Annotated in this window: 27 protein-coding genes and 1 riboswitch; of the genes, 18 read left to right on the top strand and 9 right to left on the bottom strand. The window is 63.9% G+C overall.

Translation table 11 applies throughout. The features are described 5' to 3' along the window. Position 1: 1 nt before the first annotated feature. From pstC to cdd, 4 genes are all read right to left on the bottom strand, one after another. The gene (gene pstC, locus NE584_RS09385) at positions 2-859 is read right to left on the bottom strand and encodes a phosphate ABC transporter permease subunit PstC (protein ID WP_108981576.1); all 858 of its coding nucleotides are present in this window, start codon (positions 857-859) and stop codon (positions 2-4) included. Between the two features lie 215 nt (positions 860-1,074). After that, positions 1,075-1,953 carry a phosphate ABC transporter substrate-binding protein gene (locus NE584_RS09380; protein ID WP_108980776.1) on the bottom strand — a complete coding sequence of 293 codons (879 nt, stop codon included), beginning with the start codon at positions 1,951-1,953 and terminating at the stop codon, positions 1,075-1,077. 213 nt (positions 1,954-2,166) lie between these two features. Next, entirely contained in the window at positions 2,167-2,379 is a 213-nt protein-coding gene (locus tag NE584_RS09375; protein ID WP_050623789.1) for a DUF378 domain-containing protein, read from the bottom strand. A gap of 69 nt (positions 2,380-2,448) precedes the next feature. Then, positions 2,449-2,847 (bottom strand): cytidine deaminase, encoded by a 399-nt coding sequence (gene cdd / locus NE584_RS09370; RefSeq protein ID WP_050623790.1) that lies wholly within the window; start codon positions 2,845-2,847, stop codon positions 2,449-2,451. 558 nt (positions 2,848-3,405) lie between these two features. Beyond that, positions 3,406-3,512, top strand: a riboswitch (TPP riboswitch). A gap of 69 nt (positions 3,513-3,581) precedes the next feature. On the opposite strand from cdd, the gene thiM reads away from it, so the two are divergent. The 14 genes from thiM (at position 3,582) to NE584_RS09300 (ending at position 15,799) form a co-directional block, all read left to right on the top strand. After that, complete coding sequence (gene thiM, locus NE584_RS09365; RefSeq protein ID WP_193955469.1) at positions 3,582-4,406, top strand: hydroxyethylthiazole kinase; 825 nt, start codon at positions 3,582-3,584, stop codon at positions 4,404-4,406. Next, complete coding sequence (thiE, locus tag NE584_RS09360; RefSeq protein ID WP_108980778.1) at positions 4,393-5,034, top strand: thiamine phosphate synthase; 642 nt, start codon at positions 4,393-4,395, stop codon at positions 5,032-5,034. The genes thiM and thiE overlap by 14 nt, the downstream gene beginning before the upstream one ends. After that, positions 5,031-5,690 carry an HAD family phosphatase gene (locus NE584_RS09355; RefSeq protein ID WP_256182683.1) on the top strand — a complete coding sequence of 220 codons (660 nt, stop codon included), beginning with the start codon at positions 5,031-5,033 and terminating at the stop codon, positions 5,688-5,690. The genes thiE and NE584_RS09355 overlap by 4 nt, the downstream gene beginning before the upstream one ends. 291 nt (positions 5,691-5,981) lie before the next feature. Continuing rightward, positions 5,982-6,815: a bifunctional hydroxymethylpyrimidine kinase/phosphomethylpyrimidine kinase gene (thiD, locus tag NE584_RS09350; RefSeq protein ID WP_108980780.1), complete on the top strand. Its 834-nt coding sequence runs from the start codon at positions 5,982-5,984 to the stop codon at positions 6,813-6,815. A 65-nt stretch (positions 6,816-6,880) separates the two neighbouring features. After that, complete coding sequence (thiC, locus tag NE584_RS09345; RefSeq protein ID WP_050623795.1) at positions 6,881-8,188, top strand: phosphomethylpyrimidine synthase ThiC; 1,308 nt, start codon at positions 6,881-6,883, stop codon at positions 8,186-8,188. Between the two features lie 363 nt (positions 8,189-8,551). Continuing rightward, positions 8,552-9,280, top strand: coding sequence for an ABC transporter ATP-binding protein (locus NE584_RS09340; protein ID WP_050623796.1), 729 nt, complete (start codon positions 8,552-8,554; stop codon positions 9,278-9,280). A gap of 15 nt (positions 9,281-9,295) precedes the next feature. Then, a complete protein-coding gene (locus NE584_RS09335) occupies positions 9,296-10,213 on the top strand; it encodes a SufD family Fe-S cluster assembly protein (protein WP_050623797.1) in 918 nt (305 codons plus the stop codon). 97 nt (positions 10,214-10,310) lie between these two features. Continuing rightward, the gene (locus NE584_RS09330) at positions 10,311-10,814 is read left to right on the top strand and encodes a hypothetical protein (protein ID WP_108980781.1); all 504 of its coding nucleotides are present in this window, start codon (positions 10,311-10,313) and stop codon (positions 10,812-10,814) included. A 3-nt stretch (positions 10,815-10,817) separates the two neighbouring features. Then, a complete protein-coding gene (locus NE584_RS09325; protein WP_256182682.1) occupies positions 10,818-12,473 on the top strand; it encodes an NAD(P)H-hydrate dehydratase in 1,656 nt (551 codons plus the stop codon). A gap of 17 nt (positions 12,474-12,490) precedes the next feature. Further along, positions 12,491-13,084, top strand: a complete 594-nt coding sequence (locus NE584_RS09320; RefSeq protein WP_256182681.1) for a hypothetical protein — start codon at positions 12,491-12,493, stop codon at positions 13,082-13,084. Positions 13,085-13,094: 10 nt separating this feature from the next. Further along, positions 13,095-14,237, top strand: coding sequence for an alanine racemase (gene alr / locus NE584_RS09315; protein ID WP_108980782.1), 1,143 nt, complete (start codon positions 13,095-13,097; stop codon positions 14,235-14,237). Between the two features lie 200 nt (positions 14,238-14,437). Beyond that, positions 14,438-14,806 carry a type II toxin-antitoxin system PemK/MazF family toxin gene (locus NE584_RS09310; RefSeq protein WP_050623800.1) on the top strand — a complete coding sequence of 123 codons (369 nt, stop codon included), beginning with the start codon at positions 14,438-14,440 and terminating at the stop codon, positions 14,804-14,806. Positions 14,807-14,910: 104 nt separating this feature from the next. After that, entirely contained in the window at positions 14,911-15,447 is a 537-nt protein-coding gene (locus NE584_RS09305) for a hypothetical protein (RefSeq protein ID WP_256182680.1), read from the top strand. A 166-nt stretch (positions 15,448-15,613) separates the two neighbouring features. Next, positions 15,614-15,799 (top strand): LPXTG cell wall anchor domain-containing protein, encoded by a 186-nt coding sequence (locus NE584_RS09300; protein ID WP_108980784.1) that lies wholly within the window; start codon positions 15,614-15,616, stop codon positions 15,797-15,799. Positions 15,800-16,014: 215 nt separating this feature from the next. Here NE584_RS09300 and dinB read toward each other — a convergent pair whose 3' ends face one another. After that, on the bottom strand, positions 16,015-17,253 hold the full coding sequence (dinB, locus tag NE584_RS09295; RefSeq protein ID WP_108980785.1) for a DNA polymerase IV: 1,239 nt from the start codon (positions 17,251-17,253) through the stop codon (positions 16,015-16,017). A gap of 130 nt (positions 17,254-17,383) precedes the next feature. On the opposite strand from dinB, the gene NE584_RS09290 reads away from it, so the two are divergent. The 4 genes from NE584_RS09290 (at position 17,384) to gltS (ending at position 20,872) form a co-directional block, all read left to right on the top strand. After that, entirely contained in the window at positions 17,384-18,271 is an 888-nt protein-coding gene (locus tag NE584_RS09290) for a radical SAM protein (RefSeq protein WP_108980786.1), read from the top strand. Positions 18,272-18,299: 28 nt separating this feature from the next. Beyond that, a complete protein-coding gene (locus tag NE584_RS09285) occupies positions 18,300-18,782 on the top strand; it encodes a VOC family protein (RefSeq protein ID WP_108980787.1) in 483 nt (160 codons plus the stop codon). A 174-nt stretch (positions 18,783-18,956) separates the two neighbouring features. After that, the gene (locus tag NE584_RS09280; RefSeq protein ID WP_108980788.1) at positions 18,957-19,376 is read left to right on the top strand and encodes a YjdF family protein; all 420 of its coding nucleotides are present in this window, start codon (positions 18,957-18,959) and stop codon (positions 19,374-19,376) included. Between the two features lie 296 nt (positions 19,377-19,672). Beyond that, entirely contained in the window at positions 19,673-20,872 is a 1,200-nt protein-coding gene (gltS, locus tag NE584_RS09275) for a sodium/glutamate symporter (protein ID WP_108980789.1), read from the top strand. A 225-nt stretch (positions 20,873-21,097) separates the two neighbouring features. Here gltS and NE584_RS09270 read toward each other — a convergent pair whose 3' ends face one another. The 4 genes from NE584_RS09270 to NE584_RS09255 all read right to left on the bottom strand — a co-directional run bounded on the left by NE584_RS09270 (position 21,098) and on the right by NE584_RS09255 (position 23,447). Beyond that, entirely contained in the window at positions 21,098-21,682 is a 585-nt protein-coding gene (locus NE584_RS09270) for an epoxyqueuosine reductase QueH (RefSeq protein WP_108980790.1), read from the bottom strand. 1 nt (position 21,683) lies between these two features. Further along, entirely contained in the window at positions 21,684-22,202 is a 519-nt protein-coding gene (locus NE584_RS09265) for an SLOG family protein (RefSeq protein ID WP_256182679.1), read from the bottom strand. A gap of 77 nt (positions 22,203-22,279) precedes the next feature. Next, a complete protein-coding gene (locus NE584_RS09260; RefSeq protein ID WP_108980792.1) occupies positions 22,280-23,029 on the bottom strand; it encodes an alpha/beta fold hydrolase in 750 nt (249 codons plus the stop codon). A 67-nt stretch (positions 23,030-23,096) separates the two neighbouring features. Further along, on the bottom strand, positions 23,097-23,447 hold the full coding sequence (locus tag NE584_RS09255) for a hypothetical protein (RefSeq protein WP_108980793.1): 351 nt from the start codon (positions 23,445-23,447) through the stop codon (positions 23,097-23,099). Between the last annotated feature and the right edge of the window lie 191 nt (positions 23,448-23,638).

The raw sequence follows: 23,638 nt of genomic DNA, 5'->3' as shown, positions 1-23,638 counted from the left end.
CTCAGCCCTCCTTGTTCCGTTTCAGGAATACGTTTAGGATCACATTGATGCACATGATAAACAGAAATAGGATCAGCCCAATGGAGTACAGGGCGTTGCGCTGGAGGCTGCCCACGGCGGCATAGCTCATCTCGCTGGCAATGGCGGTGGTGAGGAATTTGACGCTGGAGAGCAGAGAGGGCATGTTGGCCACATTGCCGGCCACCATCAGGATAGCCATGGCCTCACCGATGGCCCGGCCCACGCCCAGCACCACAGCGGCGGCAATACCGCTCTTGGCTGCGGGGACAGAGACCCGGAAGTAGGTCTCCAGCTCGGTGGCCCCCAGGGCCAGGCTGGCCTCCTCATACTCCCGGGGCACCGCATTCAGGGCGGTCTCGGACACCGAGATGATGGAGGGCAGGATCATCACTGCCAATACGATGATGGCGGCCAGCAGGCTGTCACCGGCGGCGATGTCAAAGGTTTTACGGATGGCGGGGAGAAGGACCATCATGCCCACCAGGCCGTAGACCACCGAGGGGATGCCCGCCAGCAGATCCACTGCCGGACGGATGACGGCGGCCACCTTGGGGGGCGCCACCTTGGAGAGAAAGACGGCGGTGAGGAAGCCGATGGGCACCCCGATGAGGATGGCCCCGGCGGTGCCATAGATAGAGGTGAGGATAAAGGGGAGGATGCCATAGGCGGGGTCGGTCTTGTCGGTGGAGGCCCAGCGAGTGCCGAAGAGGAAGTCGGTCAACCCCACCTCACGGATAGCGGGCAGGCCGGAGATGATCAGGTACACGGTGATCAGCAGGACAAAGGCGATAGCGATGAAGCCGCAGACCAGAAATACGGTCTTCATGATCCACTCCATGGCCTCTTTGGCCCGGAGGGCGCCCCCGCCGGGGACGCCGGGATGCTCTTTTTTCATAGTACTCAACCTTTTCTTGTAGATTCTGTCTCCTCAGCTGACACACGGGCGCGGGGGCCGTGCCTGTGTGTCAACTGAGGAAAGGGGGCAGAAGGGGAGACATCATTCAAAACAAGCCCCCGGGCTCGGGGGCTTGTTTTGAATTGGATCGGGTGAGCTCAGGCGTTGGCAGACACAGCGCCGGCAACAGCAATGATCTCAGCGGCGTCAGCGCTCATGGCAAAATCCAGGAAAGCCTGGGCTGCCTCGGAGAGCTGGGTGCCCTCCTTGGTGACCATAACGAAGGGACGCTGGATCTCATAGGAGCCGTCCTTCACGGTGTCCTCGGAGGGGGTCACGCCGTTGACCGCCACGGCCTTCACGGTGTCGTCCACGGCGGACAGGGAGGCATAGCCGATGCCGTTGGGGTTGGAGGCCACGTTGCCGATGACGTCGCCGGTGGAGGAATACTCGTTGGTGTACGTACAGGCATCTTCAACGCCCACGATCTCCTCAAAGGCCCCCCGGGTGCCGGAGCCGGCCTCGCGGCCAAAGACCGCGATCTCGGCATCGGCGCCGCCCAGCTCGGACCAGTTGGTGATCTCGCCGGTGAAGATCTGGGCGATCTGCTCCACGGTCAGGTCGGTCACGCCGTTCTCGGGGTTGACAACCACGGCCACGCCGTCCAGGGCTACGATGTTCTCTACGGCGCCGTTGCTCTTCTCTTCGTCCTTCAGGGCACGGGAGGCCAGTCCCAGGTCCACGGTGCCGTCGATGGCGGCCTGGATGCCGGTGCCGGAGCCAGTGCCGGAGTAGTTGACGGTCACATCGGGGTTCTGCTCCATAAAAGCCTCAGCCAGAGCCTTGACCACGCTCTCCATGGAGGTGGAGCCGTCTGTGTTCACGGTGCCGCTGAGGGTGGTGGTCTGGGATTGGACAGGGGTGGAGCTGGCGGCGGGGGTGCTGGTGGGAGTGGAGGTGGTCCCATTGGAGCCGCAGCCGGCCAGCAGGCCGGCCATCAGGGCCAGAGACAGCCCCATGCAAGTCAGTTTTTTCATGTAAGATCTTCTCCTTTATTGCATTCGTTTTGTGTTTCCTCTGGAGTACAGGGCTCAGTATAAAAAAGAAATGTAAAATGCGAAACAGCGGATATGTTAAATCTGCGTAAAGTGCGGTAAAATCAGAGAGTAAAAATGTAAAATACCGGCCGCCGGGACTTCCGGCGGCCGGTTTGGAATATCACATGTTCTGAATGGAACGGTGGACTGGCCTCAGCTCCGCTCCTCCACGGGGTCCTTGTCCCGGAAGAGCAGAGAGATGCACCACACGGCGGAAAGACCCACCAGGGTATAGATCACGCGGCTGATCATACTGCCGGAACCGCCGCAGGCGAAGGCCACCAGGTCGAATCGAAACAGACCCACGCTGCCCCAGTTCAGGCCGCCGATGATCAGCAGAGTCAGGGCGATCTTATCCATTATCATGGTTCATACCTCCTCGCATTGGTATTCCGGAGGTAGTTTGGCCAAAAGAGAGCTTTTTATTCCGTCGGTTCAAAAATTAAGGGAGCCCGGCCCGAAGCCGCAGGGCAGCAGGGTGGAGAGCGGGGCGGACTGGAAGGCACCGTCCCCTCGGACGGCCAGGACCCGGAGCTGGGGAGCAAATTCAAACAGCATCTGCCGGCAGGCACCGCAGGGCCAGCAGAAGTCGCTTCCCCGGCCGGCGATGGCGATAGCGGTGAAGCCGCCGGTGCGGCCCTCGCTCACCGCCTTGACCAGCGCCGTGCGCTCGGCGCAGAGGGTGGAGCCGTAGGCGGCGTTCTCCACATTGCATCCGGTGAACACCGCCCCGTCACTGCACAACAGGGCAGCGCCCACGGGAAAATGAGAATAGGGTACATAGGCCCGCTCCTGCATGGAGACGGCCGTGGAGATCAGCTCAGCATCAGTCATAGTTTGCTCCTTTCTGTGGCGGATATCCGGAAAGCGGGAAGCGCCGGTGCTGCGGAATGCCCCGGCGGGGACCGCAAAGGGAGACATCGCTCTGGGGGAAAAACAGAATGTGAAGGAGAGAGGGCCATATTATAAAACAGAGCGTGAAAAAGACCTGTGGTTTCCTTTACGGTCAGTACAGGCAGAGTCCCTGCATCTCGTCTCTATTTTACCACAGAGACCGGTGCTTCTCAAGGGCCTCCACGTCTCTTCTGCGCCGGGAACTGCCAGGGGATGGCTCCGGCAGTTTGAAAAAAACCGGGTGATCGGAGACCACTGCCTTGCAAAGGACAGGACAACATGGTGGAGTAAAGCAAAAAATTTTGTGCCCTTTGGCGGGAGGAACGCCTTGTTACGCACCCGGGGCCGGCCTGGGAGAAACAGGAACAAGCAGGAGCAAAATAAGACATTTGTTCCAAACAGTGATTTTTTGCAACGACCTATGTGAAAAAAACAAGTTCCTGCTCTTGCCAGAACGGGACACAGAGCTTATAATAAGAAAAACGACAGCAGAGAAAAATGACGAGAAAAGGGAGCTCGCATGACGGGCTGAGAGGGAGCTGTTCGCTCCGACCTGTGACCTGATTTGGGTAATGCCAACGTAGGGAAATATACTTGCGGAACTAGGCCGCGGGGATATCCCGAAGTGGGGTGCCCCGCGGTTTTTGCTGTCTGCGGACAAAGGAGAGAGGGATATGGAGCTGGGAGCCTGCCTGGACCGGGTGCGGGAGCGGAGGCCGCTGATCCACTGCATCACCAACTATGTGACGGCCAACGACGTGGCAAACCTCCTGCTGGCCTGCGGGGCCAGCCCCATCATGGCCGATGAGCCGGAGGAAGTGGAGGAGATCACGGCCCGGTGCGCCGGACTGTGCCTCAACTTGGGAACACCCAGCCGGCGCACCATCCCCAGCCTGATGCGGGCCGGAGTCAAGGCTGGGGAGCTGGGCCGCCCAGTGGTGCTGGACCCGGTAGGGGTGGGGGCCAGCACCCTGCGTCTCCGCACGGCCCAGGATCTGATGGCCCGTGTCCCCTTTACTGTGCTGCGGGGCAATGTCTCAGAGCTGCGGGCCCTGGCGGGCGGCCAGGAGCACACCCGGGGGGTGGACGCCGGCGGGGCGGACGCAGTGACGGAAGCGGAACTGGAGCGGGGGGTGGCCTTCGCCAAAGGGACCGCCCGCCGCACCGGGACCGTAGTGGCGGTCACCGGGGCCATTGACCTGGTCTCAGACGGGGAGCAGTGCGTCGTGATCCGCAACGGCCGCCCGGAGATGGGGCTGGTCACCGGTACCGGCTGTCAGCTGTCCGCCCTGACTGCGGCCTGCCTGGCCGCCAGCCCGGAGCGCCCCCTGGAGGCGGCCGCCGCCGCGGTGTGCGCCATGGGAGTGGCGGGGGAGCTGGCCTGGGCGAGGATGTCCCCTCAGGACGGAAACGCCACCTATCGGGATCGGATCATTGACGCTGTGTGCCGGATGGACGGCGCGGCGCTGGAGAAAGGAGCCAACTATGAGATGCGATAAAAAGGATTTGCTGCTCTACGGCGTAACGGACCGGAGCTGGCTGGGGGACAGGACCCTGGCCCAACAGGTGGAGGCATCCCTGCGGGGGGGCGCCACCATGATCCAGCTGCGGGAGAAGCATATGGACCGTGGGAGCATTCTGGCCCAGGCCCTGGAACTGCGGGAGCTGTGCGGGCGCTACGGCGTGCCCCTGATCCTCAACGACGATGCGGAACTGGCCCAGGCGGCAGGAGCGGACGGCGTCCACGTGGGCCAGAGCGATATGGAGGCGGGGCGAGTCCGGGCCCTGCTGGGGGAAGACAAACTCATCGGCGTGTCCGCACGCACGGTGGAGCAGGCCCTGGCCGCCCAGGCGGCGGGGGCCGACTACCTGGGGGTAGGAGCCATGTTCCCCACCGGGACCAAGCAGGACACCCGACCAGTGAGCTATGACACCCTGAAGGCCATCTGCGCCGCCGTGGACATCCCTGTGGTGGCCATCGGGGGCATCGGAGCCGGCAATGTGGCGGAGCTGGCGGGGAGCGGCATCGCCGGGGTGGCGGTGGTCTCAGCCCTGTACGCCCAGCCCGACGTGGAAGCGGCCACCCGCTCCCTCCGGGCCCAGGTGGAGCGGGTGGTGGGCCCATGAGGATCGAGGGGGCCATCTTCGATCTGGACGGGACCCTCACCGACTCCATGTACATCTGGAACGAGGCGCCCAAGGCTCTGGTCCGGAAGTTTGGAGGAGAGCCGCCGGAGGACCTGGCCCGGGACATCCGGGAGATGGGGCGGCGGGAAGCCTCGGAGTACATGGTGGATACATTTTGCCTCCCCTGTACGCCCAAACAGGTGATGGAAGGGGTGAACGCCCTGGTGACAGGGGAATACCGGGACAGGGTCCCCATGAAGACGGGGGCGGACACACTGCTGGAGCGGCTGGGAGCCCTGGGGGTCCCCTGCGGCATTGCCACCGCCAGCGAGGCCTTTCAGGCACGGGACGCCATGGTCCGTCTGGGGCTGTGGAAGCACTTCCTGTTCGCCTTCAGTTCCCTTCAGTACGGGCCTAAGACCGGACCGGACCTCTATCGGGCTGCTGCCCGCAGCCTGGGCAGCGCGCCGGAGCGCACGGTGGTCTTTGAGGATGCCCTCCATGCCGCACGCAGCGCCAAACGGGCGGGCTTTCTGGTGGCGGGGGTGTATGACCCCTCCGCCGAGGAGGATCAGGAGGCACTGCGGTGCCTCTGCGACTGGTATCTTCCCCGGCTGGACTCCCCGGATTTCCTGGCAGCATTGGAGCGGGGCTGAGCCGGGAATGGAGCGGGTGCGGCCCGGAGAGGAGGGGCAGAGGAGCACAGTGAGGGATGGCCGTCAGACCGTCCCGAACACAGCAAAAATGGGGGCAGCCGTAAGGCCGCCCAGCCGGGGCGCAGCCCAGCGGAGCGGGTGCGGCCCGGAGAGGAGGAGCAAGGGAGCGCAGTGAGGGATGGCCGTCAGGCTGTCCCGAACAGAGCGTACTTTGCTCCGACGACGCGGCACCTCGGGGGCACCACCTGGTGTCGCGGAACAAAACTTCAATGCGGAGAAAGGAGTTTTCTGATGAAAACAGCATTGACGATCGCTGGGAGCGATTCCAGCGGAGGCGCCGGGATCCAGGCCGACATCAAGACCATGACTGCCAACGGCGTCTACGCCATGAGCGCGGTCACCGCCCTGACGGCCCAGAATACCACCGGCGTCTACGGCATCCTGGAGTCCACCCCGGAATTCCTGGCCAGTCAGCTGGACTGCATTTTTACCGACATCTTCCCCGATGCCGTCAAGACAGGGATGGTGTCCTCTACCGGGCTGATCCAGGTCATCGCGGACAAGCTGAAGCAGTACCAGGCCCGGAACATCGTGGTGGACCCGGTGATGATCGCTACCAGCGGGTCCCGCCTGATTTCGGAGGAAGCGGTGGAGGCGCTGAAGAGCCAGCTGCTCCCCCTGGCCGCCGTCCTCACCCCCAACATCCCAGAGGCGGAGGTCCTGTCGGGCCTCACCATCTCCGGTCCGGAGGACATGGAGCGGGCTGCCCGGGAGATCGGGGAGCGGTACGGCTGCGCTGTGCTGTGCAAGGGCGGGCATGACCTGAACGACGCCAACGACCTGCTGTGGCAGGATGGGAGCTGCAAATGGTTCTGCGGACGCCGGATCCATAACCCCAACACCCACGGGACAGGCTGCACGCTCTCCAGTGCCATCGCCTCCAATCTGGCGAAGGGCTGCGACCTGGAGACGGCGGTGGAGCGGGCGAAGATCTATCTCTCGGGGGCGCTGTCCTCCATGCTTGACCTGGGGGCGGGCAGCGGCCCCCTGGACCACCTCTTTTCCATCCCGGAGCTGGACCTGGACCGCATCCGGTCCCTTCAGTCCCCCGCCGGAGGAAGGTGAGGGGCGGTCCGCCTGATGACCGAGATCCATGAAATAGGAATCAATAGATAAAGGAGAAGATCTTTATGGAACGCAATTATACCACACAGATGGACGCCGCCCGCCGGGGGATCGTGACCCCGGAGCTGGAGACTGTCGCCCGAAAGGAGCACATGTCCGTGGAGGAGCTGATGCCCCTCGTCGCGGCCGGCAAGGTGGCCATCCCTGCTAACCGCCTGCACAAATGCCTGGACCCGGAGGGTATCGGCTCCATGCTCCGCACCAAGATCAATGTCAACCTGGGAGTCTCCCGGGACTGCAAGGACTACGACGTGGAGATGCAGAAGGTGCTCTCTGCGGTGAATATGGGGGCCGAGGCCATCATGGACCTGTCCAGCCATGGCAACACCCAGCCCTTCCGCCAGAAGCTCACTGCCGAGTGCCCGGTGATGATCGGCACCGTCCCTGTCTATGACAGCGTCATCCACTACCAGCGGGACCTGGCCACCCTCAGTGCCAAGGACTTCATCGATGTGGTCCGCCTCCATGCCCAGGACGGCGTGGACTTCGTCACCCTCCACTGCGGCATCACCCGTAAGACCATAGATCAGATCCGCAAGCACAAGCGGAAGATGAACATCGTCTCACGGGGCGGTTCCCTTGTGTTCGCATGGATGTGCATGACCGGGGAGGAGAATCCCTTCTATGAGTTCTACGACGAGATCCTGGATATCTGCCGGGAGTACGATGTGACCATCTCCCTGGGCGACGCCTGCCGCCCCGGCTGCCTGGCTGACGCCACCGATGTATGTCAGATCGAGGAACTGGTCCGCCTGGGCGAGCTGACCAAACGGGCCTGGGAGAAGGACGTGCAGGTGATGGTGGAGGGGCCCGGCCATGTGCCCATGGACCAGATCGCCGCCAACATGAAGGTGCAGCAGACCATCTGCATGGGAGCCCCCTTCTATGTGCTGGGCCCCCTGGTCACCGACATCGCCCCTGGCTATGACCACATCACCGCTGCCATCGGCGGGGCCATCGCCGCCATGAGCGGCGCTGCTTTCCTGTGCTATGTCACCCCAGCCGAGCACCTGGCGCTTCCCAACCTGGACGATGTGAAGCAGGGCATCATTGCCAGCAGGATCGCTGCCCACGCCGCCGATATCGCAAAGGGCATCCGGGGCGCCCGGGACATCGACGACAAGATGGGCGACGCCCGCCGGGCCCTGGACTGGGAGGCCCAGTGGGCTTGTGCCCTGGACCCGGAGACCGCCAAGGCCATCCGGGACGACCGCTCCCCCGAGCATGACGACACCTGCTCCATGTGCGGCAAGTTCTGTGCCGTGCGCTCCATGAACAAGGCCCTCAGCGGGGAGTATATCGACATCCTCTGATGGATTGTCTCCCATCAGAAAAGGGAGCAGGAGGGAGAGGTGCCCCCCAGGGTGGGCGCCCATTCCCGGACCAACAGCTGAACAGCGCTGAAGACCGCCCTCTCACGAGGGCGGTCTTGACAAATACGGGGGGAAATGCCGGAGACGGGCCGCTTCGTTGTTTTACCCATTAAAATAATAGGAAAATTTCTGTTTTCAGAAAAAATACAGTTAGACATTTGGAGCAGAACGTGCTAGAATAGGGGCAGATCCTGGCGAGAAGGGGCTGAGCGCCGTTTGAGGAGCGGAGTCCCGGGGCAAACTGATAGAAAGAAAGCGGAGCCCGGTCGGAGCAGGTCCGGGCCTGTACGTGGGAGGAACCTCATGTTAGAGTTACAAAACATCAGCTATGGCGTGGAGCAGGACGGCGACAGCAAGAACATCCTGCGGGACATCAGCCTGACCATCGACGAGCGGTTCGTGGCTATCACAGGGCCCAACGGCGGAGGAAAGTCCACTCTGGCCAAGGTCATTGCGGGCATCCTGACCCCCACTCAGGGGCGCATCCTGCTGGACGGGGAGGATATCACCGGGCTGGACATCACCCAGCGGGCCCAGAAGGGGATCAGCTTTGCCTTCCAGCAGCCTGTCCGCTTCAAGGGCCTGACGGTGAAGGACCTGATCACCCTGGCCTCGGGCAAGCAGATCGGGGTGCCGGAGGCGTGCGGCTATCTGTCCGAGGTGGGGCTGTGTGCCAAGGACTACATCGACCGGGAGGTGGACGCATCTCTGTCCGGCGGAGAGCTCAAGCGTATCGAGATCGCCATGATCATGGCCCGGGGCACCAAGCTGTCTGTCTTTGACGAGCCGGAGGCGGGCATCGACCTGTGGAGCTTCAGCAATCTGATCCAGGTGTTTGAACATCTGCACGAGAAGATCAACGGCTCTATTATCATCATATCTCACCAGGAGCGTATCCTGGACATTGCGGACCGGATCATCGTGCTGGCCGACGGGCGCATCCAGACCCAGGGGACCCGGGATGAGGTGCTGCCCCAGCTGCTGGGAGAGGTCCCGGGCGTGTGCAGCGCCCTGTCGGAAAAAGTGCGGTAAGGAGGGAGCAGAGAGATGGACGCGATCCAGAAAAGCCTGCTGGAGCAGGTGGCCGGGCTCCACGAGGTGCCCGAGGGGGCCTATAACATCCGGGCAAACGGCAAGGCGGCGGCCCGAAACACTACCGCCAGCATCGACATCGTCTCCAAGGAGGACAAGGATGGCATCGACATCATCATCAAGCCGGGGACCAAAAACCAGTCGGTCCACATCCCGGTGGTGCTGAGCGAGAGCGGTCTGACGGAGACGGTATATAACGATTTCCTGATCGGAGACGACTGCGACGTGACCATCGTGGCCGGCTGCGGCATCCACAACTGCGGGGTGCAGAACTCGGAGCACTCCGGCATCCACACCTTCCATGTGGGCAAGCGCTCCAAGGTGCGCTATGTGGAGCGCCACTACGGCGAGGGGGACGGCCGGGGGGAGAATATCATGAACCCCACTACCGTAGTGGAGATGGACGAGGACAGCTACATGGAGATGGAGACCACCCAGATCAAGGGGGTGGACTCCACTGTGCGCACCACCAACGCCAAGCTGGGGCCCCGCGCCACCCTCATCATCAGGGAGAAGGTGATGACCCACGGCAGGCAGCTGGCCAAGTCCGACTTCACTGTGGACTTGGACGGAGAGGACTGCCACACCAACGTGATCTCCCGTTCTGTGGCTAAGGACCAGTCCAGGCAGGTGTTCCTGGCCCGCATCAACGGAAATGCCCGGTGCTACGGCCACTCGGAGTGCGACGCCATCATCATGGACCAGGGCGTGGTGGCCGCCATCCCGGAGGTCACCGCCAACTGCGTGGATGCCAGCCTGGTCCACGAGGCCGCCATCGGCAAGATTGCCGGGGAGCAGCTCATCAAGCTGATGACCCTGGGCCTGACGGAGAAAGAGGCGGAGGAGCAGATCGTCAACGGTTTTCTGAAATAAACGGACCACGGGAGAGAGGACGGAGACGTCCTCTCTTTCTTTTTCCGCCGGAATGTGGTACAATACCGGAAAAATCCTTTGTAAAGGGGGGCGGGCCGTGAGGACCATTTATGTTGACCTGGGGGAACTGGACCAGTCCGGCGCGCTGGGACTCATCAGCAGTAAGGTGCAGATTCTTCCAGCTGGGGCAGTGATCCGCACGGAGCAGGCCGAGATTCGGGCGGAGGTGCCCCGGTATCAGGAGATGGCAGAGCGGGCTGGGGTATTCTTTTTCTTTGAGGATGAGGAGCTCCCGGAACTCCCATTCTTCGCGGTCCCCGGCCTGGAGCTGGCGGCCCGGGACCGGGATGGCAGCTGGTACGGCCGCTCGGAGGCCCTGGGGGAGGGTGTGTACTGCGTCACCCCGGAGGGGACTGCCTTCCGAGTGTCAGAGGACATGGGCCGGTTTTCCAGCCGCCTGCTGGCGGGGGAGGAGGTCCGGGAGATGTGGGAGCCAGCCCCAGGGCTCAGGGTGTACCCCTCCAAGGCGGAGGCGGCGGGACAGATCCGGCTGATCCCGCTCTCAGAACTGGCCCCGGAGGCACTGGAAAGGGGAGAATAGGCTGTGTATCAGATCGCTGGCGCCGCCCAGATGAAGGAACTGGACCGGCAGGCCATAGAAGAATATGGGGTCTCCTCGCTGGGGTTGATGGAGCGGGCCGCCCGGGCGGTGGCGGAGGAGGTGCGGGGACTGCTGGAGGGCGGCGGTCCGGACTTCATCGGCGGAGCCGCCTCCGTGGCGGTCCTGGGAGCAGGGGCGGAGACGGAGGAGGACCGGCGGGAGCTGGAGGCCCTTCAGGCCCTTGCGGAGGAGAAAAATCAGGATCACGCTCCCTGGGTGGGGGTGCTGTGCGGCCCCGGCAACAACGGCGGGGACGGCGTGGCCGCCGCCCGCATCCTCCGGGGCATGGGCTTTCGGGTCCGAGCCTTCCTGGTGGGAGACCGGAGGAAGATGACGCCGGACGAGCGGGCCATGGAGAAAAAGCTGGAAGAAGCTGGAGGCGCGCTGGAGGAGTTCCGGCCGGAGGACCGCCGGCAGATGCTGTGGTTGTCTCTGTGCGGCTGCCTGGTGGACGCCCTGCTCGGGGTGGGGCTCTCCCGCCCTGTGGAGGGGGACGCCCTTCTGGCTGTGCGATTGATGCAGGGAAGGTCCCCGCTGAAGCGGGTGGTGTCCTGTGACATCCCCTCCGGGGTCCACGCCGACACTGGCGCCGTATTGGGTGAGGCCGTCCGCGCGGACCGGACCGTCACGTTCACCTGCGCAAAGCCCGGCCTCTATCTGGGGGAGGGGGCCTCTTGTGCCGGACTGGTCACAGTAGCGGACATCGGCATCCCCCACAGGCTCATCTTCGGCCCCGGAGCACAGATGCGCTTCCCGGTGGGGGTGATGGGATATGAGGATGTGGTCCTGCCCCGGAGAAAGCGGGACTCCCACAAGGGGGACTACGGGCGGGTGCTGATCCTGGCAGGGAGCGTGGGCTATACCGGGGCCCCGGTGCTGGCCGCCTCCGGCGCGGTGCGCGGCGGGGCGGGCCTGGTGTCCCTGGGCGTGCCGGAGGAGATCTGGCCCATCGCGGCGGTGAAGTGTCTGGAGGCCATGCCCTTCCCCCTGCCGGCGCGGTATGAGGATATCCTGAGGCGGGCGTCGTCCTGCGAAGGGGTGCTCATCGGCCCGGGACTGGGCCGGGCGCCCCGGACGGAGCGGCTGGTCCGTTCCCTGCTGGAGGACCTGAAGGTGCCGGTGGTGCTGGACGCCGACGGCATAAACGCGCTGGACGGGCATATAGATAGTCTGGACGGACGAAGGGCTCCCACCATCCTGACCCCCCACGCCGGAGAGTTCGCCCGGCTGACCGGGCGGCCCCTGCCGCTGGAGGACCCCCTGACGGCGGCCCGGGACTTTGCCCGGGACCACCGGTGTGTGCTGGTGCTGAAGGGGCACCGCACCGTCACCGCTGCCCCGGACGGCCGGGCCTGGATCAACACCACGGGCAATCCGGGCATGTCCAAGGGGGGCAGCGGCGACGTGCTGGCCGGACTCATCCTCGCCCTGCTGGGACAGGGGTGGGAGCCGGAGCTGGCGGCCCGGGACGGCGTATATCTCCACGGGGAGGCCGGGGACCGCTGCGCCGGTAGCCTGGGGGAGTACGGTATGACGCCCGGGGACCTGGTGGAGCGGCTGCCTGAGACCCTGGAGGCCCACGTCCGGTCCGGATCCTGAATTTGGAGGTCGGAGCGGTGCGGAGATCCCTGCTGATTTGCGTACTGATGATGACCCTCTCCCTCTCCGCCTGCGGCGGAGGCGGGGGAGGCAGCGAGGCGGAGGAGCTCGCCCTCACCATCCGGGGGGAGTATCTGGCTATGACGTCCTGCGCGGCCCAGGCCGTGGTGACAGCGGATTATGGCCAGCGGGTCTACCGGTATGAGCTGTCGGCTGCGGTGAACGGGGAGGAAGCCCTCCTCACCCTGACCGCGCCGGAGACGGTGGCCGGCCTGACGGCCCGGATCGAAGAGGATGAGGGCTGGCTGGAGTACGATGGAGCCATCCTGGAGACCGGAGAGCTGGCTCCCGGCGGACTGACCCCCATGGGGGCCATCCCCGCCCTGCTGGAGACCGCTCGGTCCGGCTATCTGGACACCTGTGTCCTGGAGGAGCTGGGGGAAGTCCAGGCCCTGCGGGTGGTGAGCCGGGACCCGGAGGAGAAACAGGGCAGCGGGACGGAGACCACCCTGTGGTTCGACGCCGCCACCCACGCCCTGGTCCGGGGAGAGATCTCCCAGGATGGGGTGTGTGTGCTCCAATGCGAATTTTCTCAATTTACCAAGGAATAGAGGTTTTACCATGACAGAGACCGCGCAAATGAGGACCTGGGCGGAGATATCCCTGGACCGTCTGGCCCATAACTACCAGACTCTGCGGGCCATGCTGGCTCCGGACTGCCGCTTTTTGGGGCTGTGCAAGGCTAACGCCTACGGCCACGGGGCCCTCCAGGTGGGGCGGAAGCTGGAGGCGCTGGGGGCCGATATGCTGGCGGTGGCCTGTGTGGATGAGGCGGCGGAGCTGCGCCGCGGCGGCGTGACCATCCCCATCCTGTGCCTGGGGCAGACGCCGCCCCAGCTGGCCGAGCTGCTGCTGGAGCATGATGTGACCCAGACTGTCTCCGACCTGGAGACCGGCCGGGCCCTGGCCCGCGCGGCACAGGCTGCGGGACGGACGCTGAAGATCCACGTGAAGGTGGACACCGGCATGACCCGGCTGGGCTTTCTCTGGCGGGAGGGGGGTGAGCGGGAGACCGCCGCCGCCATTGCGGCGCTGTGCGCCCTGCCCGGCCTGGAGGCGGAGGGGCTGTTTACCCATTTTGCGGACGCCGACGGGAACGAGGAGTATACCATGGGGCAGTTCACCCGTTTCCTGGATGCCAGGCAGGCTCTGGAAGCGCTGGGGGTCCGGTTCAAAATTTGCCATTGTGCTGCCAGCGCGGCCGTGTTAAACTATCCTTGTACTCATATGGATATGGTCCGTCCCGGCATCGCCCTGTACGGCTATTATCCCGCGCCGGGACTGGAGGGACTGGACAGCTCCGGCCTGCTGCCGGTGATGGCGCTGAAGACTCGGGTGGCCGCCGTGCGGGCCGTTCCTGCGGGCACCTGTGTCAGCTACGGCTGCACTGCCCGGCTGGAGCGGGACAGCCGCCTGGCCGTGCTGCCGGTGGGCTATGGGGACGGATATCCCCGCCTGCTCTCCAACCGGATGGAGGTGCTGCTGCGGGGCCGGCGCTGCCCCGTGGTGGGCCGTATCTGCATGGACATGTGCATGGTGGACGTGACAGATGTCCCGGACGCGGTCCCCGGGGACGTGGCGGAGCTCTATGGCCGGGAGGGTCTGCTGGAGCAGGCCGCCGCGCTGGCGGGCACCATCCCCTATGAGCTGCTGTGCAACGTGAACCCCAGGGTCCCCCGGATCTATACGGGCCGGGGGGAGTGACAGGGACCGATCCCAGCTGCCCCGCATAAGATGGTATGGAGCAGCGGGCCGCCGCCCGCCGCCGGGCAGGGGCTGCGGAGTTTTTTCCCTGCATGTATAAACCTTGCCGCCCCGTGGGAAAATCATAATACAGCGTTACATAAAGACCGCTGCGGGTCCGCTGTAACGCCGTATTATCTTCCGGCGGAGTGTGAAATCACGTGGACAACAGTGTAGTCAAACGAGGCGATATTTTCTATGCCGACCTGAGCCCGGTGGTGGGCAGCGAACAGGGGGGCGTGCGCCCGGTGCTGATCGTGCAGAACGACACCGGAAACCGGCACAGCCCTACTGTCATTGCCGCCGCCATCACCTCCCAGACCGGCAAGGCGCGCCTGCCCACCCACATCTCCCTGGCCGCCATGAGCTGCGGCCTGCCCAAGGACTCGGTGGTCCTGCTGGAGCAGATCCGCACCCTGGATAAGCGCCGCCTGCGGGAGCACATGGGCCGGGTGGACGAAACGATGATGAAGCAGGTAGACACGGCCATCGCGGTGAGCTTTGGCCTTCATCCAGACACGATGGTATAAAAGTGCGCCCGTCCCGGAACTCTGGGGCGGCGCGGAACACGAAGGCGTTCCCCCATGGCCCGGCCCCGGCCGGGCTGCGGGGGAGCAGAAAAGGAGTACATAGGATGAAGCAGAACAAGAAATGGAGCATGCGGATCGCCTCCTTCTGCCTGGCCGGTGCCTGCCTCTGCGGCGGCGCGGTCCTGGCGGCGGGGGGAGATGAGTCCGACCCCCTGGTCACCCTCAGCTATCTCACCCAGACAGTCACCCCCAATATCCTCAAGCAGGTGGACGAGCAGGCGGCCAAGCGGCAGAGTGAGCTGCTGGCTCAGCTCAATACCGCCATCGCGGACTATAAGATGGCAGTGGAGGGCGGCGGGGCCTCCGGGGGGACCAGTGCCTCCTACTCCGTGGTTACTCTCACCTCCGGGCAGACGCTGGCCCTGGGGGTGGGATGCGAGGTGATGCTGCGGGTGGGCGCCGCCACCCTGGCGGCCAACACGGACCCGGGGCTGATCGACGTAAGCACCGGGGGGACGCTGAACAACGGCGGCGCGCTGACCGCCAACCACCTTTACATGGCCACCATCGCGGACCGGACAGTCCAGGCCACCGCCGCCACCGTCAAGCTGCTGGTGCGGGGAGAGTACACCGTCTCCTGAGACTGGAGCACAGACAGAGGGCCCGGCATGTCTCTTTGACATGCCGGGCCCTTTCTGATATGATCGAAGCAGAGAGAACGGAAAGCCCCGGAGATGGGAGAGTCAGAGAGTGGAGGCGCATTTTCCCCGCGGAGGGGGACGCCGGTAGAGAGGAGAGAACGTGTCTATGGCTGTTAAAATGCTTCTGATTGCTATATTGATCGCTGTGCTGATGACGCTCTTCAGTGGGATCTACCCAGGCTCTGTCCTGTATGGTTGGCTGGACCAAAACGGTCTGAACTTCGTATGGGCCGGACTGACAGCGGGGATCATAGCCGCCTGCCTGGTCCTGTACCGCCGGAGGAAAAAGTGATCGTATTATGAGTATGAAAGACAAGGCCCCTTTTTATAAAAGGGGCCTTCCATGAAACAAAACTTGGAATTCCTTGCGGAGCACCCCTGTATGGCAGCGAAAGGCCGGACCTCTGCCTGAATGTGAGTGAGCTGCTGGAGCTGATCCAATGACTCCTTGGGAAACCGCATAGCGGCGGCCTCTTTCGCGGATGCCGGACAGCGGTTCCGGGCCGGTCAGGAGGTTGCGCCTTCCTCGTCTTCCTCCTGCACACCGCCCTGGCACACGCCGGCGGAGGAGGCTGGGGAGATGGCGTTCCGGCCGTACTTGGCCCGAATCTGGTCCAGCGTCCGGTCCAGGCGTTCCAGGCGGTCCCGCCTGGGGGCGTCTGCCTGGCCCAGCAGGTCCAACTGGACGCCAGCCTGGTCCTCGGAGATCAGATAGAGGGCGGTCACCGTCAGGGCACGGACGGGACTGTCCATGTTCCAGCAGCCCTCCGCCAGGGAGACGGCGGCCTGGGACAGCTCCCGGGCCAGGCAGGTGGGGGGCTCCAGCCGGCGCTGGCGGCTGATATCCCGGAAATCCGGGTCCCGGATGGCCAGAGAGACGCCGGCAGCCTTCATCCCTGCCCGGCGCAGGCGGACGGCCACCCGGTCGGACAGCATGGCGATGCCGGAGCAGATCTCCTCCCGGCCGGACAAGCTGCGGGGGAAGGTAAGGCCGTTGCCAATGGACTTGGGTGCGTTCTCCTGACAGGCGGAAGAGACGGGACTGCGGTCCAGCCCGTTGGCGTAGGCATGGAGCTGCCTGCCGTGGCGCCCCAGCAGGGAGAACAGGGCTTCCCGGTCAAACCGGGCCAGATCGCCGATGGTCCGCACCCCGAACCGCTTCAGGGTGTCTGCCGCAGCCCGGCCCACATAGAGCAGGTCGGTCACCGGCAGAGGCCAGACCAGGGCACGAAAGTTATCCGGCGAGATCAGGGTGACGGCGTCCGGTTTTTTGTAGTCGCTGCCCAGCTTGGCAAACACCTTGTTGAAGGAGACTCCCACCGAGATGGTCAGGCCCAGCTCCCCCCGCACCCGACGGCGGAGCTGGTGGGCCAGGGCCAGGGGGTCCCCGCCGAAGAGGTGGAGAGAGCCAGTGACGTCCAGCCAGCTCTCGTCGATGCCGAAGGGTTCCACCAGATCGGTGTACTCCTGATAGAGCTGGTTTACCTGGCGGGAGAACTCCCGGTACTTGTCGTGGTGGGCGGGAAGGAGAACCAGCCTGGGACACTTTTTCCGGGCCTGCCAGATGGTCTCCGCGGTCTTGATACCGAAGGCCTTGGCAGGCTCGTTTTTTGCAAGGATGATGCCGTGGCGGCTGGCCGGGTCGCCGCACACCGCCACTGGGAGGTGGCGCAGTTCCGGGTGGTCCAACAGCTCCACCGAGGCGTAAAAGCTGTTCAGATCACAGTGAAAGATGACACGGTCCACCGGGCGCTCCCCCCTTATTAGGATGTCCTTATTATATCCCTTTGGGCCATGGAAGTCAAACCTTTGTTCGATTCCTCTTGACGGAGCGATCTGGATATGCTATGGTGAAAATAGGAAAGGAGGTGGGGAGATGGAGTATCTTCCGGCTAAACATCTGCTCCACCGCAGCCGGGACACCCGGTGGTTCGGGACGGATCACACCATGAATATCTATCGGGGGTGCTGCCACGGGTGCCTGTACTGCGACAGCCGCAGTGCCTGCTATCAAACCCCGGACTTTGATACGGTAAAGGCCAAGGCAGACGCCCTGCGCATCCTGCGGGACGACTTGGCACGGAAGGTCCGGCCCGCCTTCATCGCTACCGGGGCCATGAGCGACCCCTACAACCCCTTTGAGGCGTCCCTCCAGCTGACCCGACACGCCCTGGAGCTGATCGACGCCTACCGGTGCGGGGCGGCCATTGCGACCAAGAGCGACTTGATCGTCCGGGACGGGGACATTTTGGACTCCATCGCCCGGCACTCGCCGGTGATCTGCAAGCTCACCATCACCACCACGGATGACGCCCTGGCGGCCCGGCTGGAGCCCGGGGCGCCCTCCCCCTCCCGGCGGCTGGCCGCTCTCCGGGAGCTGGCGGACCGGGGACTGTTTGCCGGGGTGCTCCTGATGCCGGTACTGCCCTTCCTGGAGGACACGGAAGAGAATGTGCTGGAGGTGGTGGAGCGGGCGGCGGAGGCAGGGGCATCTTTTGTCTACCCAGCCCTCGGCGTGACCATGCGGGAGGGCCAGCGGGAGTATTTCCTACAGGGGCTGGAGGACGCCTTCCCCGGGCAGGGGCTGCGGGCCCGCTACCTCCGGCGGTACGGGGACCGGTATTGGTGCGCCAGCCCCAGGGCCAGACGGCTGTGGGAGGTGTTCTCTCACAGGTGCGGTCAGTTGGGCATGCGGTACCGTATGGAGCAGATCGTCTCCGCAGCCACCCGGGACTATGGGGACCGGCAGCTGAACTTTTTTTGACGGAAAATACAGAAAAGGAGCGGGACAGATGAAATATACGGCAGTGGTGCTTTCTGTGGCGGATGTCAAGGCCGCCAGAGGATTTTATGAGGATCTGTTCGGATTGGAGGTCTGCCAGGACTATGGGATCAACGTATCCTTTACCTGCGGGCTCTCCCTCCAGCAGGAGTTTGACTGGCTGGTGGGGCTGCAGAAGGAGCGGATCGGGAAAAAGAGCAACAACATGGAGCTTTGCTTTGAGACGGAGGACCTGGACCATTTTCTGGAGCAGCTGAGACGATACCCCGGGGCAGAGCGCCTGGGGGACGTGGTGGAGCACGGCTGGGGACAGCGGGTGGTCCGCTTTTATGATTTGGACGGGCACCTGGTGGAGGTGGGGGAGGACATGGGCATGGTGGTCCGTCGTTTCCTCCGCAGCGGGATGACCATGGAAGAAGTGTCCAACAGGATGGATGTCTCCATGGGGGACCTGAAGAAGCTGCTGGAGAGAGACACCGGCGGCCACTCCTGAGCGTTCCGGCCGGAATGAAAAGCCATTGACGAACCGCTGCCTGGGCCTTACAATGGCGGTGCGGGAATAAAAACACATCATGGTTGGTAGTCCATGAGCGGGCCGCGCTCCCGTCAGTAGCCCTCCCTCCCGGGTCGTCCGTTTCCCGACACAAGTGTTTGGGAGGAATCGAATATGGACTGGAACGTGAGCAGCTTTACGGTGTGCTTTCAGCCCCCCTTCTGGGTGGGGATCGCGGAGCGGTGGACGGCGGACGGCTATGAGGCCGCCCGGGTAGTCTTTGGACCAGAGCCCTCCGACGCCCAGATCTACCAGTGGCTGGGGGTGGAGTGGCACAAGCTGCGGTTCAGTCCTGCCGCTCCGGGGGAGCGGGCCAGAGTCCGGCCGGAAAACCCAAAGCGTGTCCGGCGGGAGGCCAGAAAGACCCTGGAGAGCTCCGGAGCTGGCACCAGAGCCCAGCAGGCCCTGGCCAGAGAGCGGGAGCAGGCGGGAGAACGGCTCCGCCAGGAGCGGCGGCAGCGCCGCCTCCAGTCGGAGGAGGAGCGGTTCCGTCTGCGCCAGCAGAAAAAGCGCGAAAAAAAGAGGGGGCGGTGACGCCCCGGGACCGGGGGGGGGGGGGGGGGGGGGGGGGGCGGGGGAGATCTCCCGCGGCCCTCCGGCATGAAAATAGGTGAAATGACATATGAGAAGTTTCAATAGACCCATTCGCGTCAATAATACATGTGCAAAATAGACAGGAGTGACGGGAAAATCTTTGTCAGATATGGAGAAGATTTTTTCTCCCTTGAGAGTTTTTGTAGGGATTTGAAGCGGGGCTGGTATCCTGTGCCTATCCGGAGCAGAAAGAAGACGCGCTCCGGCCATTCTAGGAGAGAAAAGGAGACAGAGAGATGACCATTGAACTGAATGTCCTCCAGACGACAGGGCTGGCCATGCTGCTGTTCGTGCTGGGCCGCTTTATCGTGAACCACGTGGGATTCCTGCGGCGCTGCTGCATCCCGGCCCCCGTGGTGGGAGGGCTGATCTTCGCCATTTTCCACCTGGTGGTCCATCAGACGGGACTGCTCACCCTGACCTTTGACGAGACGCTGAAAAATGTGTTCATGATCTGGTTCTTCACCAGTGTAGGGTACGGGGCCAGCTTCAAGGTGCTGCGCAGGGGCGCGGGACCGGTGCTGGTGTTCCTGCTGCTGGCCACCGTCATGATCACGATGCAGAACTTTGTGGGCGTAGGCTTCGCCCAGCTGTTCGGCTTGGATGACCCCCGGCTGGGCCTGTGCATGGGCTCCATTCCCCTGGTGGGCGGCCACGGCACTTCCGGCTCCTTCGGGCCCCAGTTCGAGGCGGCCGGTGTGGCGGGAGCCGAGGTGGTGGCCATCGCCTGCGCTACCTACGGCCTGGTGTCCGGTAGCCTGATGGGCGGCCCCATCGCCCGGGCGAAGATCAAAAAGTATGGTCTGCACTCCTCCGTGAAGGCGGAGGCCGTGGAGACCGTGGAGACGGTGCAGGAGCCCAGCCCGGCCAAGGACCAGGGTGCGGACAGCATCCTGAAGGCATTCATCCTGCTGATCATTGCCGCCGGCATCGGCACCTATATCAATGCCTACTTTGACGGCAAGATCACCCTGCCCACCTATATGGGCGCCATGATCGTGGCGTTGATCATTCGCAATGTCAGCGACTGGCGGAAGATCGAGCTGCCCATGCACGCCATCGACATCAGCGGAAATGTCTGCCTGAATATCTTCCTGGCCATCGCCCTGATGACCCTGAAGCTGTGGGAGCTGGCGGCCTTGGCGGTGCCCATGATCGTCACCCTGCTGGTGCAGACCCTCATCATGTTCCTGTTCGCCTCCTTCATAGTATTCCGGGTCATGGGACGGGACTATGAGGCGGCCTGCATGACCACCGCTTTCTGCGGCTTCGGCATGGGCGCGACCCCCAACGCCATGGCCAACATGCTCAGCGTTACCGGCCAGTATGGCCCCGCGCCCAAGGCGTTCTTCGTGGTGCCCATTGTGGGAGGCATGTTTGTGGACTTCACCAATACCGCCGTCCTCTCCATGTTCCTGAATTTCCTGCCCAAATGAGGGCAGACCAAAAGCTCCCACCGCCTGCGGGCGGTGGGAGCTTTGCCGCTTTTTCGAGAAAGATGCAGTCTGCCGCGGACAAACCTCACACTGGCAGCCTGAGCAGTGTTTTTCCCGACACGCATGTCGCCGGGGAAAACGGATCAGAACTGAATTCACGCCTGCGGGAGCGAACTCTGCGAGGCTTTTTCCGTGGGAGGCCGACGGCTATGATCTGGGCGGGGGTCAGTCCGGCCCGTTCTGCCGGGCGGCGGCCAGGCGCTCCGCCTCTTTTTTTCGCTTCTTGGCCAGATATCGGTCCTCCTCGCTGAACACACAGCCGCAGTATTTCTGCATATAGAAGCCGTGGTCCCGGGCAAACTGCTGCCCCTCCCGGAAGAGGGGGCGGAAATCCCGGTACAGGAATTCCACGCCGTACTCCCCGCCCATGGCCCGGGCCACGGCGCAGATGGCCTCGTGGTTCTGGTAGGGGCTGATGAGCAGGGAGGTGGTGAAGCTGTCAAAGCCGTGCTCGGCGGCATAGCGGGCGGTCTCCTCCATCCGCACCCGATAGCAGTAGGCGCAGCGGCCGTCGATGTTGTCGGCTACATGCTGGACGAACTGGCGCAGACCGTAGTCATTGACTACCACCAGAGGGAGGGAGATCTCCCTGGCGTAGTCCTCCAGGCAGGTTTTTCGGCTGCGGTACTCGGTATAGGGGTGGATATTGGGATTGTACCAGAAGCCGGCCAGCTCGATGCCCTCCTCCCGCAGGGCGGCGATGGGGCGGTTGGCGCAGGGGGCGCAGCAGATATGCATCAGCGTCTTCATGTCAGTCTCCTTGTTCTGGGTCGAGGATCTGGACGGGGACGCCCTGACGCATGGCGTAGGCCAGGGTCTGGGCGGTTCCGCCCTTGGGCACGCCGTCATAGACCGACAGCACCAGGGCAGAGCGGTCCACCATATAGCGGTTCCGCCGCTGCATACAGAAGCGGTCATAGCGGTGCTGGACCAGAGTCTCGAAGTCGCACTGGTCCAGAATGGCCTGATACCGGTGCCGTTCTGCCTCAGGCCAGGCGTCAGCCTGGCTCTCGCAGGGGCGGGCGGCCTCCAGGGTGACGCCGGAGCGGCACAGGCGCAGGGCCAGCACCGCCTCCGCAAAGTACAGGTCCGTCCCCCGGGCCATGCCGCAGATGAAGTGGCGCATCCCCTGGGTGTAGGCTCCCTCCACCGCCTGGGTCAGACGGCGCTTCAGCGTCAGACAGCGGGGGTCCGACTCCCGGCTGCCCCAGGGCAGCTTGTCCGGGCGGTGCCCGGTGAAGCAGCAGGTGGTGGCGCGGTCCACGGGCATCCCTCCCGGCAGTTTTTTTCTATTGTAATCTGAATAGGGAGGATTGTCAACGGAGATAGAAAATTTGTTCGAGGCACTCAGCTGAAAAAGTCCCGCACCGCATCAGCTGCTGCCAGGCCGTTGGAGGCCAGCGCCGGATGCGCCCCATGGTCGAATAGGCACATCCTGGCCTGGGGCAGGATCTCCAGAATATGCTGGTATTCCGCCTCCAGATCTTTCCGGCACATGACGTCCTCCCGGCTGCCCATCAGCAGTAGGGGGGCCTGCAGTTCGTCCAGGGGCCTGGAGAAAAGGGGGAGGCCCTCCCGGGCGCACCGGACCAGAGATCGGGTGTCACGGTCCACCACTTCCTCCCAGTCCGCTCCCTGGCACCATTGGTAAAACTGACGCGCCTGGTGGGACGCTTTGGCTGCGGCCCGCTCCTCCAGCAGCTCCCGGTCAAAGCCGCGGTGAAGGGTGCGGCCATCAAAGCTGTCGGCCACGATCCCCCGCACCAGATCAGGGTGCTCCAGCCCCGCGTTCAGGGCGGCCCAGGCACCGCCGCTGGTCCCCACCAGAAAGACGGGACCAAGGCCCAGGTGCCTGATCAGAGCGGCGGCCTGCCTGCCCTGGTCGATCCAGAGCTGGGGTGGAAGCTCCGGCATCCGCTGAGAGCGCCCGCTGCCCAAAAAATCAAGCAGGATACAGCGAAAGCAGGGGGTATAGAAGGGGAGCAGAAACTGAAACATCTGGGAAGAGGCGGTGTTCCCGTGGAGGAACAGGAGGGGAGGACCCACACCGGAGCAGGTGTAGAAGCAGCGCTTCCCCTGATAGAAAAAATAGGGCAAAGGAAAGCACCTCCTTAATTCGGATCGGAGCAGAGGGGGAAGACGGCGGAAAGGCGCGGCGGTGCGGTCAGCCGCGGCAGCGGGACGAGGCGAAGGCGAGGATCAAAGAGGGAAGGATAGAGGCGATCAAGGGGCCCCATTGGGTGGACCAGGAGGTGAGGGAGAGGGGGACCCAAACGATGCCCAGGCAGATGCAGGCGGCGGAAAATAGGAGCTGCCGCCTCCGAGAGTGGTGCTGGGGGACATAGGGGTACAGATGGAGAGCCCAGGCAACGCCCTGCCAGAGATTATACAGGCCCAGCAGAAAGACAGAGGGGGTGACCACAGGCAGGAGACAGAAGATGCACGCGAGAAAACCAGCCAGAGTGAGGAAGACATAGACACCCCAGTAGATCCATTTTTTCATGCCGCGATCCATGTGAGAGACCTCCTTGTCCGCCCGGTGCCGGATGGCAGACAGCTCATCCGGGCTTTGCCAACAGTATAGCACAGGGACGTCCCGTGTTCCATGCTTTTTCTTGCCGAAATGGCGGGGCGGGGCCCGCGAGAAGAGAAGCGGGGGGGGGGGGGGGGGGGGGGGGGGGGGGGGGGGGGGGGGGGGGGGGGGGG

The sequence above is a fragment of the Clostridium sp. DFI.5.61 genome (assembly GCF_024462915.1).
Classification (GTDB): domain Bacteria; phylum Bacillota; class Clostridia; order Oscillospirales; family Oscillospiraceae; genus Lawsonibacter; species Lawsonibacter asaccharolyticus.
Note: the sequence above shows the minus strand (reverse complement) of the source record. Positions and strands in the feature narration are given on the sequence as shown.

Coding starts and splice junctions, on each gene's coding strand:
- NE584_RS09340 (WP_050623796.1), top strand. CDS start 8,552: ATGTTAGAGTTACAAAACATCAGCTATGGCGTGGAGCAGGACGGCGAC.
- NE584_RS09375 (WP_050623789.1), bottom strand. CDS start 2,379: ATGATAATGGATAAGATCGCCCTGACTCTGCTGATCATCGGCGGCCTG.
- thiC (WP_050623795.1), top strand. CDS start 6,881: ATGGAACGCAATTATACCACACAGATGGACGCCGCCCGCCGGGGGATC.
- thiE (WP_108980778.1), top strand. CDS start 4,393: ATGAGATGCGATAAAAAGGATTTGCTGCTCTACGGCGTAACGGACCGG.
- NE584_RS09270 (WP_108980790.1), bottom strand. CDS start 21,682: ATGAAGACGCTGATGCATATCTGCTGCGCCCCCTGCGCCAACCGCCCC.
- gltS (WP_108980789.1), top strand. CDS start 19,673: ATGACCATTGAACTGAATGTCCTCCAGACGACAGGGCTGGCCATGCTG.
- NE584_RS09265 (WP_256182679.1), bottom strand. CDS start 22,202: ATGCCCGTGGACCGCGCCACCACCTGCTGCTTCACCGGGCACCGCCCG.
- NE584_RS09280 (WP_108980788.1), top strand. CDS start 18,957: ATGGACTGGAACGTGAGCAGCTTTACGGTGTGCTTTCAGCCCCCCTTC.
- NE584_RS09380 (WP_108980776.1), bottom strand. CDS start 1,953: ATGAAAAAACTGACTTGCATGGGGCTGTCTCTGGCCCTGATGGCCGGC.
- NE584_RS09355 (WP_256182683.1), top strand. CDS start 5,031: ATGAGGATCGAGGGGGCCATCTTCGATCTGGACGGGACCCTCACCGAC.
- NE584_RS09290 (WP_108980786.1), top strand. CDS start 17,384: ATGGAGTATCTTCCGGCTAAACATCTGCTCCACCGCAGCCGGGACACC.
- thiD (WP_108980780.1), top strand. CDS start 5,982: ATGAAAACAGCATTGACGATCGCTGGGAGCGATTCCAGCGGAGGCGCC.
- NE584_RS09255 (WP_108980793.1), bottom strand. CDS start 23,447: ATGGATCGCGGCATGAAAAAATGGATCTACTGGGGTGTCTATGTCTTC.
- NE584_RS09300 (WP_108980784.1), top strand. CDS start 15,614: ATGGCTGTTAAAATGCTTCTGATTGCTATATTGATCGCTGTGCTGATG.
- cdd (WP_050623790.1), bottom strand. CDS start 2,847: ATGACTGATGCTGAGCTGATCTCCACGGCCGTCTCCATGCAGGAGCGG.
- NE584_RS09305 (WP_256182680.1), top strand. CDS start 14,911: ATGAAGCAGAACAAGAAATGGAGCATGCGGATCGCCTCCTTCTGCCTG.
- NE584_RS09285 (WP_108980787.1), top strand. CDS start 18,300: ATGAAATATACGGCAGTGGTGCTTTCTGTGGCGGATGTCAAGGCCGCC.
- NE584_RS09335 (WP_050623797.1), top strand. CDS start 9,296: ATGGACGCGATCCAGAAAAGCCTGCTGGAGCAGGTGGCCGGGCTCCAC.
- thiM (WP_193955469.1), top strand. CDS start 3,582: ATGGAGCTGGGAGCCTGCCTGGACCGGGTGCGGGAGCGGAGGCCGCTG.
- alr (WP_108980782.1), top strand. CDS start 13,095: ATGACAGAGACCGCGCAAATGAGGACCTGGGCGGAGATATCCCTGGAC.
- pstC (WP_108981576.1), bottom strand. CDS start 859: ATGGAGTGGATCATGAAGACCGTATTTCTGGTCTGCGGCTTCATCGCT.